The sequence below is a fragment of the Candidatus Contendobacter odensis Run_B_J11 genome, assembly GCF_000531125.1.
GTDB classification, from domain to species: domain Bacteria; phylum Pseudomonadota; class Gammaproteobacteria; order Competibacterales; family Competibacteraceae; genus Contendibacter; species Contendibacter odensensis.
The window spans coordinates 70,788-81,234 of record NZ_CBTK010000047.1; the positions used below are offsets into that span (position 1 = coordinate 70,788).

Genomic DNA, 10,447 nt, shown 5'->3' on the forward strand with positions numbered 1-10,447 from the left:
CCATCCACCGCAGTGGCAAATCGGCTATATTCAGCCGGTCGCGCTCGCGCCGCATTCGAGGATTCGCCGCATGAACGAACTTGAGCTTCCCCAACAAACCCCCTTTAGCGCCGATTTCAGCGGCGCTGAATTCGCTGATAATCCAGAACCGCGCTGCCCTTGCATCCTGCTACTGGATAATTCCTGGTCGATGAATGGACCGCCGATCAGCGAACTCAATCAAGGACTGGCGACCTTCAAGGAGGAACTGCTGGCGGACAGTCTGGCGGCCAAGCGGGTCGAAATCGCCATCGTCAGTTTTGGCCCGGTCGAGGTGGTTAATGAGTTCCAGACCGCCGAGCAGTTCACCCCGCCACACCTGATTGCGCGCAAGGATACGCCAATGGGGCTGGCGATCCTCCAAGGGCTGGAACTGCTGAATCAGCGCAAGGCGTTGTACCGTGAACACGGCATTCCCTTCTTTCGGCCCTGGGTGTTCCTGATCACCGACGGCAGCCCGACCGACGACTGGCAGACCGCTGCTGCCGAGGTGCTCAAGGGCGAGGAAAGTCGCGCTTTCGCCTTCTTCGCGGTTGGGGTCGAAGGCGCCAATCTGGATATTCTGCAACGGATTTCCACTCGCCAGCCCTTGCGTTTGAAAGGGTTGCGCTTTCGCGAGATGTTCCAGTGGCTCTCCAATTCGATGCGCTCGGTCTCGCGCTCGGTGCCGGGTACTGAGGTGCCGTTGAGCAATCCTGCGGCGCCCAACGGTTGGGCGGCGGTATGAGCATCAACATTCAACGCAGCCGTGATCGGATTCAGCAATTCGATTTTCATACCCTGTTCATTGAGGAATTGGGCTGGTCGCAACCGGCGCTGCGCCGATCCAGCCAGCAGGATAGGGCGGGCGTCCTGGTGGAATACCGGCATATCGCGCAATTGGCTGGAGTCACGGTTATCGAAGTGACTACCGCTGATCACCAGATTCCTGATGCGAAAACTCGCGCTGCAATTCATCGGGAGATTGGGCAGTCGTTTTATGAGCATCTGCTGATTTTTCTCGACCGCCGGCCTGATCCTGGTCAAAGCCTGTGGTCTTGGGTTAAGCGCGAAGATGGGAAGTGGCTGCCGCGTGAACATGCCTATTTCCGGGGTCAGCCCGGCGATTTATTTATCGCCAAAATCTCCAGGATGGTGGTGGATATTAGTGAATTGGACAAGGACGGCCATTTCCCGCTGCTGGAGACAGCGCAGCGCCTGCAACACGCGCTGGACGTGGAGCGAGTTACCCGGAAGTTTTTCCGCGAGTTTCAACACGATCATGCGGATTTTACCAAAGCGATACTGGGGATTGCCGATGAGCGCGACCAGCGCTGGTATGCGTCGGTGTTGCTGCATCGTTTGATGTTTATCTGGTTTTTGCAGAAAAAACAGTTTCTCGATGGCGGCAATGCCGATTATCTGCATGATCAGTTGAAGCGAAGCCAGCAGCGCGGCCCGGATCAGTTTTATCGCGACTTTCTGAGGGTGTTGTTCTTTGAAGGTTTCGCTAAACCGTGGTCTGAGCGCTCCGAGAACGCCAAGGCGATGTTGGGCGAGATTCGCTATCTCAATGGCGGTCTGTTTTTACCGCATTCGATTGAGCAGCGTTATTCAGCGATCACGATTGCTGATGGGGCCTTTGAGAATTTGTTTAGCTTGTTTGCCCGTTATTCGTGGAATTTGAACGATACGCCCGGCGGTCAGGATGACGAAATCAATCCTGACGTGTTGGGTTATATTTTCGAGAAATATATCAACCAGAAGGCGTTTGGCGCGTATTACACCCGCACTGAAATTACTGAATATCTGTGCGAGCGCACGATTTACCGGTTGATTCTGGATAAGGTGAATCAACCGGCGCTGCCAGAATTGAAGTGGCCCGCCCGGCAGTTTGACAGCGTGCCGGAATTGCTGGTGCGATTGGATGCAACCTTGTGCCGAACGCTGTTATTCAAGGTGTTGCCACAGTTGTCGCTGCTGGATCCGGCCTGCGGGTCGGGGGCGTTTCTAGTCGCGGCGATGAAAACGCTGATCAATATCTACTCCGCTATTATCGGGCGAATCAAGTTTCTTAATGATCCCCATTTGAATGAATGGCTGCAAAAAGTAGAACGGGAGCATCCGAATCTGAATTACTACATCAAGAAAACGATTATTACCGATAATCTGTTCGGCGTTGATCTGATGGAAGAAGCGATGGAAATTGCCAAATTGCGGCTGTTTCTGGCGCTGGTGTCGTCGGCGCGGACGGTGGAGCAATTGGAGCCATTGCCGAATATTGACTTCAATATCCTGGCGGGAAATTCGCTCATCGGGTTGATGCGGGTTAATGCCGAAGCCTTTGAGAAGAAGTTGCAACACGATCTGTTTCGGCAGACTTACCGCCAGGTTCTGGATGATAAGAATCGGCTGATTGCGGAATACCGCCATGGCGCGGGGATTTATGGCGATGAATTGCGCACCTTGCGTGACAGTATTGAGCAACAGAAACAGCGAGCGCAGGAGTTATTGAATGATTTGCTGCTGGCGGATTTTTCCGAGTTGGGGATCAAGTTTGAGCAGACGACGTGGGATGATCAAAAAGGCAAGGACGGTAAACCGATCAAGCGGTTGTTGACGCTGGCCGATATTGAGGCGCTGCATCCGTTTCATTGGGGTTTTGAGTTCGACGTGATTCTGAATGAGCGCGGCGGGTTTGATGCGGTGATCACCAATCCGCCGTGGGAGATTTTTAAGCCGCAAGCCAAGGAATTCTTTGCTGAACATTCGGATTTGGTCAGCAAGAATAAAATGACGATTAAGGAGTTTGAAAAGGAACAGACAAACTTGTTGAAAGACCAGGATATTCGCCAAGCCTGGTTGGATTACCAAAGCCGCTTTCCGCATCTCTCCGCTTATTTACGGGCATCCCGTCAGTATCCGCATCAAACCGCCGTGGTGAATGGCAAGAAAACTGGCTCCGATATTAACTTGTATAAATTGTTCGTTGAGCAGTGCTACAACCTGCTACGACCGGGCGGGCAATGCGGTATTGTCATTCCGAGTGGGATTTATACCGATTTAGGCGCGAAAGGTTTGCGCGATTTGCTGTTTCAAGAGACCCAAATCAACGGGCTGTTCTGTTTCGAGAATCGCAAGGAAATTTTTGAAGGCGTCCATCGTAGTTTCAAATTTGTGGTGCTGACGTTTGATAAAGGTGGAGAAACCAAGCGGTTCCCGGCGGCGTTTATGCGCCATGAGGTCGCGGAATTGCTGAATTTCCCGCAATCCGGGGCACTGGAGTTATCGGTAGAATTGATCCACCGTCTGTCGCCCGATTCGCATTCAGTGATGGAATTCAAATCAGACCTGGATATTCAGATTGCGGAAAAGATGCTGCGCTTTCCGCTACTGGGCGAGAAAATTGCGGGAACCTGGAATCTGGTTTTAACCAACGAATTCCACATGACCAATGACAGTCATTTATTCAAAACCGAACCAGGCGTGGGGCGATTGCCCTTGTACGAAGGCAAGATGATTTGGCAGTTTGAACACGGCTATGCAAAACCAAAGTACTGGGTGAGTGAGAAAGAAGGGCGGGCGGCAGTGTTGGGACGGGAACAAGACACCGGAGAGGAATTGGATTATCAAGGTTATCGGTTGGGATTTCGGGATATAGCTGCTAGTACGAATGAAAGAACTATGGTTTGCAGTATTATTCCGCCAGCTTTTCACGGAAATAAAATTCCAACCGTGCAAATTTTTGGAAAAAATAAGCGATTGTTAAGCAATAGTGAACAGCTTTATCTATGCGTAGTTTGGAACAGTTTTGTTGTTGATTTTATTCTGCGGATGAAAGTTACTACGACATTAAATTTTTTCTATATTTACCAACTCCCGATTCCCCGCCTTACTGCTCAAGACTCCGCATTTGCGCCCATCGTCAGCCGCGCCGCGCAACTGATTTGCACTGCGCCGGAATTTGACGATCTCGCTAAAGAAGTCGGTTTAGGTTCGCATCAACAGGGCGTCACCGATCCGGTGCAACGCGCCCGACTCCGCGCCGAACTGGATGGACGAATTGCCCATTTGTACGGCCTGAGCGAAGCGGAATTTACCCATATTCTGACCACATTCCCGCTGGTGGATGAAGCGGTGAAAGTGGCAGCGCTGCACGCCTATCGAGAGGAAAAACCATGAGTGCGATTGCTGAAATCATTTACCGTGAGGCCCAACGGTTGCCAGAAAACCTCGCTCGGCAAGTGTATGACTATATTTGTTTTATCGAAAAGCAACACGGTGTCAAAGCAAAACAGGAAAGTATTCCATCGGCGGATTGGCAGACATTTTTCGACCAATTCACTCGTACCGTGACGGACGCACAACCCTTAACCCGGGATGAAATTTATGCTGACCGTTTGCGTTGACACCAACCTCTGGTTTTACGCATTGGCGCGTCCAGCAGCGAGTGATTTGGGTAAGCATTTGGCTGCCCAAAAATTGATCTTCGATCTTAATCAGCCGCTGATCACACCACAGATTATCAATGAAGTTAGCGCCAATCTTTTGCGTAAGCAGAAGTGGAGCGAACAGCAACTACGACAACTCATCGGTGAATTACAAGTTCGTTGCCAACTGTTTCGCCCTGAAGAAGACTGGTGCGAGCAAGCCAGCATACTGCGTGAACGCTACGGTTTCTCGTTCTGGGATAGTTTAATCGTGGCATCTGCACAAGCTGCGGATTGTGACACGCTTTTCAGTGAAGATATGCAGCATGGGCTACGCATTAACTCACTTGAAATTATCAATCCTTTTGCTGGGTTATTGCTGGAGACGTTGTAATCAATTCTATAGTGCTTCTGAATGGATTGTGGTTGCGTCTGTCCACGAAATCCCCCTTGACCCTCTGTTTCAAAGGGGGGGAAACCGCGTCAGCGGCGGGGAGGGTTTGGCTCAACCGGTAGCGCTTTCACAACTCAAACAGGATTCCTGCATGAAGATCATCGGCGGCTGGCGCTATGTCTATGCCAGCGTTCCCGGCGTAGCGCATCGCGCCAGTGGCACCGAATGTCAGGATGCCGGCGCGGTTCAACGGGTGCCCATGGCCGACGCCGATCCGGTGCTGGTGCTGGCTGCTGCGGACGGTGCCGGTAGCGCCACGGAAGCGCGCATCGGCGCCGAATTGGCCTGCCAAACCTTCCTCGCTGAAGGTACGGCCTGGTTATCCACCGCGACTGCGGAAGACTGGACGCGAGCCGTTGCTGAAAGGCTGTTGCAGTGCATCCAAACCGCCCTGATCCAACGGGCGGCGGAAGAAAATCAGCCGGTTCGCGAGTTTGCCTGCACCCTGCTCGGCGCGGTAGTGGCATCCGACCGGGCGCTGTTTTTGCAAATCGGTGACGGCGCTATTGTGATCGGGAATGGCGACGACTACCGCCCCGTGTTCTGGCCGCAAACCGGCGAATACGCCAACGAAACCTGGTTCGTGACTGATCCGAACGCCGCCACCCGACTGGAATTCGCCATCCTGGCCGAACCCGTCGCCGAAATCGCGCTACTGACCGATGGGTTGCAACCGCTGGCGCTGCATTATCAAAACCGGCAGGCTCACGCGCCGTTTTTCCGCCCGCTGTTCCAACGCTTGCGCACCGTTCCCGAACCCGGCTGTCCGGCGGATTTAATCAGCGCACTGGAACGCTTTCTGGACGCACCGCACCTCAACCAGCGCACCCACGATGACAAAACCCTGATTTTAGCCAGCCGGGTTATCCCACCAATAACCCTGACGGATGCTGATTCCGACTCTGACCCCGACGTGTCCGGGTGCGCCCTTCGGGAAGATTGCCGTGACGATACGGTATAGCGGCGCAAGTCAACCGCTCGAACTGGGTCAAGCGTTGGGGCGGGGCGGTGAGGGTACGGTTCACCAAATTGCGGGGCGACCTGGCTTCGTCGCCAAAATTTATCACCAGCCGATCAGCGCCGATAAAACCCTCAAGCTGGAGGGGATGGTCCGGCAGGCGCATCCCGGCCTGCTGGACATTGCCGCCTGGCCGGTGGATATGTTGCGCACCCAGCCCGAGGGGCCGGTGCAGGGCTTTATCATGCCCCGGGTCAACGGCTACCGCGAAATCCATAGCCTGTACGGCCCGGCGCATCGTAAAAAAGCGTTTCCCCACGCTGACTGGTCGTTTCTGGTTCACGCGGCCCGCAATCTGTCCAGCGCATTTGAAGCGATTCATGCCCGTGGTCACGTCATCGGTGATGTCAATCCCGGCAATGTGGTGATCTCGCCCCAGGCGCTGGTCAAATTGATTGACTGCGATTCGTTCCAAATCAACGTCGATGGCCGGCTGTTTCCCTGCGATGTCGGCGTCCCGCAATTCACCGCGCCGGAATTGCAGGGCCGCTCCTTCCACCGACTACAACGCACCCCGGATCACGACGGCTTTGGTCTGGCGCTGCTGTGTTTCCATCTGCTGTTCATGGGTCGCCACCCTTTCGCTGGACGCTATCAGGGCAAAGGCGATATGCCGATTGAGCGTGCCATTCAGGAACTGCGGTTTGCTTTTGGTCGCCACGCCGGATCACGGCAAATGGAGCCGCCGCCCTATATCCTGCCGTTTGCCGCTTTGCCTCACCCAATCACCGACTTGTTTGAGCGCGCCTTCGCTTCGCCCAGTTTGGCTCAGGGTCGCCCCACCGCCCGCGACTGGCTACAGGCGCTGGAACGGTTGAGCCGCGAACTGCGTAGCTGTGGCCGAAATAGTGTGCATAAATATCCGCGACACCTGCGGGACTGCCCGTGGTGTGAGCTGGAACGGGTCAGCGGAACGCTATTTTTCCTGCCAGCGCCCCACACGGTGGTGGCCGAGCTGCTGGCTGGACTGCCCGATTTTGACCTGGATCAGGTTTGGAGCCGCATTCTGGCGGTCGCGCCACCCCGCGACGAAGCCATGCCCTCGCCTTCATCGCGTATCCCCATCCTCCCGACCCCGCTTCCCGAACTGCTGCGGCGGGTCCAGCGCAGCAACGGGATCAAAGCGGCGCTCACCGCTGGCGTGGCGCTGGCGGCGATGCTGATTCGACCCCGACTGAGCGGGCTATGGCTGCCACTGGCAGTCATCGCCTGGTCGCTGCTGCGAAATCCAGCGGTTCGGCGCGAATACCAGCGCCGGCGGCTGGCCTTATTGGCCGCCCGGCGCGAACGGCAGGAGTTGCACACCGTTTGGAACCAGCGCGCCACCGGGCAACTGTTTGCAGACCGGCTGCATCAGTTGTGCGCCCTGCGTGACCGGCACCGCAACCTGCCGACCGAGTTGCAGCGTGAGGGGCAACGGCTGGAAGCCGATCAGCGCCAGATTCAGTTGCAGGCGTTTTTGGAAAACCAGTTCATTGACGCTGCCCAGATTCCCGGCATTCTCACCACTCACCGAATGGCGCTGGAATCCTACGGCATCGAAACCGCCGCTGATGTCAGCGCCGAAGCGCTGAAAACCGTGCCCGGCTTCGGTCAGCGCCTCGGTCGCCAGCGGGTAGCGGCACTGCTGGACTGGCGGCGGGCGCTGGAGCAACGCTTCCGCTATGATCCCTGCAAAGGGGTTGATCCCGCTGCCATCGCCGATTTGCGCCGACACTTTGCCCAAGAGCGGGTGCGTATCGAGCGGGAGCTACTGGCAGCTTCTGACGAACTGGCTAAAATCAAGGCAGATATTCTCAAGCATCGCGCCCAGATCAATATCACCCTGATCCGTCAGGCGATGCGGGAAGCCCAAGCTCAGGCCGATTTGCGGGTGTTTCCTCCCAGACTGGATACCCTCTGGCGGCGTCAACGGATTTAACGCCTGTAGAACTGTTTTATACCGCACGCTCAGAGCGGGTACGCCTTGCATACCCTACAGTTTAGCTACGTTTTTATCCCGCTTCTCAGGCCGTCGCCACGTACAGGAGAAAGCCGATGGGCAGACGCAACCAACATACCCGCGAGGAACTCCGGGCTATCGCGCTGCAAGCTGCCGAGTACTTGGTCGCTGAGAACGGGCTGGGCAGTTTGAGTACTCGCAAGGTGGTTGCCCGCATCGGCTATACCGTGGGCAGTTTGTACATGGTCTTTCGCAATCTGGACGACCTGATCGTTCAGATGAACGAGCGGACGCTGGAGCGGCTTCACACTGCGCTGGCGACCGCTATTGCCGACCAGCCGCCGCCGCCAGTGGCGGTCCGGGCGCTGGCCCAGGCGTACATCACCTTTGCGCTTACGGAAACCAACCGCTGGCGGGCGATCTATCAACACCGGCTGCCAGAGGATCAGCCAGCGCCGGATTCTCTCACCGAAAAGGTGGCGCGGACCTTCGATCTGGTGCAAGGTCAACTGATGTTGCTCTGTCCTCACCGTTCCCCAGCAGATATTGCTCTGGCGACCCGGGCGCTGTGGAGCGGCGTTCATGGAATCTGCATCCTCAGCCTCGACCAAACGCTGGAAATGGCCGGCGGCCGTTCGATTCAGGAGGTCGCCAAGTCGCTGATCGATCATTATCTGGCCGGTTTCATCAGCCAACCCTGACCCACCGTGTCACTTTCACCCTCTTCACCAGGCCGTTCATTCATGAATCCATTCCTTGCCCTCCTGCCGGTGGCCCTGCTCCTGCTGGCTGCTTGCTCGCCCGCATCCTCGGATGCGCCGCCGGTGATCCGTCCGGTGAAAACCGTGATTACGACTTCCCAGCCGCTGGATCTGACCGCGCAATATGCGGGCGAGGTGCGGGCGCGCTATGAAATTCCGCTGGCATTCCGGGTGGGTGGCAAGATTACAGGGCGGCCCGTTGAAGTGGGCCAGTCGGTCAGCGCCGGCGAGATGTTGATGCAGCTCGACCCGGGCGATCTGGCGCTGACCGAGCAAGCGTTGCGGGCGCAACTGGGCGCTGCCCGCGCTGACCGCGATCAAGCGCACGCTGAATGGCAACGCGCCAAGGCATTGCTGGCTCGCAAGCTGATCAGTCTCAGCGATTTTGACGCTCGCCGCAGTGCCTACGAAGCCGCCCAAGCCCGGTTTGACCAGGCACAATCACAGCTTTCAGGGGGCACTCGCCAGACCGGCTACACCCAGTTGCAGGCCGACCGGGCCGGCGTCGTCACCTCGATGCAGGCCGAAGTCGGTCAGATCGTGGCGGCGGGACAGCCGGTACTCCATTTGGCGCTGCCGGGCGAAAAAGAAATCGCGATCAGCATCCCGGAAAACCGCCGCGATGAATTAAGCATGGGCCAGGATGTTTCCATTACGATCTGGGCGGTTCCCGGCAAGCTTTACCAAGGTCGTATCCGGGAAATTTCGCCCCTGGCTGATCCGCTCACCCGTACCTACGGGGTTAAGGTCACGCTGATGGATCCCGACGACGCGGTGCAGTTGGGGATGACTGCCGCAGTTCAATCCCGGCATCGGGTTGCAGAAGCCTCGGTTCGCCTGCCGCTGACCGCCATTACCGAACGCGACGGTCGACCAGCGGTATGGGTGGTAGATGCGCAAACCCTGAAAGTGACTTTGCAACCGGTCACGCTGGGTCCCTTCCAGGATAACAACCAGGTTACGATTGCCAGCGGTCTCGTGCCGGGCCAGCGGGTGGTCACCGCCGGTGTCCACAAACTCTACCCGAACCAGCAAATCCGGCTACTGGACAACGTCCCATGAGAGGTTCCAGCCTTGCAGTTATTTCAGAACCAGCTCTTGAATTCGTCATACCCGCTTTCGCGGGAATGACGGAAAGCGAAAGTCCCGCCTAGAATTCCTCCCACTCCTGGGAGGCAGCAGTAGTAGCCGTGGTTTTTCTTCCAACCGGTATGATCTGCGCGACAGGATCAGGGTCGGGCCGACGCCGGTGATGACCCGGTTGGGATTTGACCGGGAGCGGTCTAGCGGCGGGACGCGCCTTTACAGAAGTGGCGAACTTGGCCGAAGTCGGCGAACGCGGCGCGGTCGCAACTCTGTTGGTCGCTACGGCCCGCTGATCCAGCGTGAAAAAACCCATCAGCTTTTGCAGTTCCTGGGCCTGCTCACCCATCGCATGACTGGCGGCGGCGGTTTCCTCGACCAGCGCGGCGTTTTGCTGAGTGACCTGATCCATGGACAGAATCGCCTTGTTGACCTGCTCAATCCCGCCCGCCTGTTCGCGGCTGGCAGCGGCGATTTCGGCCACGATGTCGCTGACTTTCTTCACCGAAACGACGATCTCCTTGAGGGTTTGGCCGGATTGCTCGACCAGTTTCCCCCCACTTTCCACTTTGTTCACGCTGTCGGTAATCAGTGATTTGATTTCCTTGGCGGCGTCGGCGCTGCGTTGGGCCAGCTTGCGCACTTCACCGGCGACGACGGCGAATCCTCGACCCTGTTCACCGGCGCGGGCCGCTCCCACTGCCGCGCGGGCCGGTGGGCCATAGTGAGCGAACACCTCCT

Annotated in this window: 9 protein-coding genes; 8 read left to right on the plus strand and 1 reads right to left on the minus strand. The window is 56.8% G+C overall.

Features of this window, described 5'->3' with window-relative positions:
* Nucleotides 1-70 precede the first annotated feature (70 nt).
* The 8 genes from BN874_RS04460 to BN874_RS04495 all read left to right on the plus strand — a co-directional run bounded on the left by BN874_RS04460 (nt 71) and on the right by BN874_RS04495 (nt 9,685).
* A complete protein-coding gene (locus tag BN874_RS04460; protein WP_034431101.1) occupies nt 71-766 on the plus strand; it encodes a vWA domain-containing protein in 696 nt (231 codons plus the stop codon).
* The gene (locus BN874_RS04465) at nt 763-4,200 is read left to right on the plus strand and encodes an Eco57I restriction-modification methylase domain-containing protein (protein ID WP_034431102.1); all 3,438 of its coding nucleotides are present in this window, start codon (nt 763-765) and stop codon (nt 4,198-4,200) included. The genes BN874_RS04460 and BN874_RS04465 overlap by 4 nt, the downstream gene beginning before the upstream one ends.
* A complete protein-coding gene (locus tag BN874_RS04470) occupies nt 4,197-4,427 on the plus strand; it encodes a hypothetical protein (protein ID WP_034431103.1) in 231 nt (76 codons plus the stop codon). The genes BN874_RS04465 and BN874_RS04470 overlap by 4 nt, the downstream gene beginning before the upstream one ends.
* Nucleotides 4,408-4,842 (plus strand): PIN domain-containing protein, encoded by a 435-nt coding sequence (locus BN874_RS04475; protein ID WP_051497408.1) that lies wholly within the window; start codon nt 4,408-4,410, stop codon nt 4,840-4,842. The genes BN874_RS04470 and BN874_RS04475 overlap by 20 nt, the downstream gene beginning before the upstream one ends.
* A 151-nt stretch (nt 4,843-4,993) precedes the next feature.
* On the plus strand, nt 4,994-5,863 hold the full coding sequence (locus tag BN874_RS04480; protein WP_051497409.1) for a PP2C family serine/threonine-protein phosphatase: 870 nt from the start codon (nt 4,994-4,996) through the stop codon (nt 5,861-5,863).
* Nucleotides 5,847-7,841, plus strand: coding sequence for a helix-hairpin-helix domain-containing protein (locus BN874_RS04485; RefSeq protein ID WP_051497410.1), 1,995 nt, complete (start codon nt 5,847-5,849; stop codon nt 7,839-7,841). The genes BN874_RS04480 and BN874_RS04485 overlap by 17 nt, the downstream gene beginning before the upstream one ends.
* Before the next feature lie 116 nt (nt 7,842-7,957).
* Complete coding sequence (locus BN874_RS04490; RefSeq protein ID WP_034431105.1) at nt 7,958-8,563, plus strand: TetR/AcrR family transcriptional regulator; 606 nt, start codon at nt 7,958-7,960, stop codon at nt 8,561-8,563.
* Between the two features lie 42 nt (nt 8,564-8,605).
* A complete protein-coding gene (locus tag BN874_RS04495) occupies nt 8,606-9,685 on the plus strand; it encodes an efflux RND transporter periplasmic adaptor subunit (protein ID WP_034431106.1) in 1,080 nt (359 codons plus the stop codon).
* Nucleotides 9,686-9,773: 88 nt separating this feature from the next.
* On the opposite strand, the gene BN874_RS04500 is transcribed toward BN874_RS04495, so the two are convergent.
* Nucleotides 9,774-10,447 (minus strand): methyl-accepting chemotaxis protein (locus BN874_RS04500; protein ID WP_230314325.1); only part of this gene is annotated, 674 nt, incomplete at its 5' end.

What these genes read in the sequence shown, in the direction of transcription:
- BN874_RS04460 (WP_034431101.1), top strand. Translation starts at nt 71, where the DNA reads ATGAACGAACTTGAGCTTCCCCAACAAACCCCCTTTAGCGCCGATTTC.
- BN874_RS04465 (WP_034431102.1), top strand. Translation starts at nt 763, where the DNA reads ATGAGCATCAACATTCAACGCAGCCGTGATCGGATTCAGCAATTCGAT.
- BN874_RS04470 (WP_034431103.1), top strand. Translation starts at nt 4,197, where the DNA reads ATGAGTGCGATTGCTGAAATCATTTACCGTGAGGCCCAACGGTTGCCA.
- BN874_RS04475 (WP_051497408.1), top strand. Translation starts at nt 4,408, where the DNA reads ATGCTGACCGTTTGCGTTGACACCAACCTCTGGTTTTACGCATTGGCG.
- BN874_RS04480 (WP_051497409.1), top strand. Translation starts at nt 4,994, where the DNA reads ATGAAGATCATCGGCGGCTGGCGCTATGTCTATGCCAGCGTTCCCGGC.
- BN874_RS04490 (WP_034431105.1), top strand. Translation starts at nt 7,958, where the DNA reads ATGGGCAGACGCAACCAACATACCCGCGAGGAACTCCGGGCTATCGCG.
- BN874_RS04495 (WP_034431106.1), top strand. Translation starts at nt 8,606, where the DNA reads ATGAATCCATTCCTTGCCCTCCTGCCGGTGGCCCTGCTCCTGCTGGCT.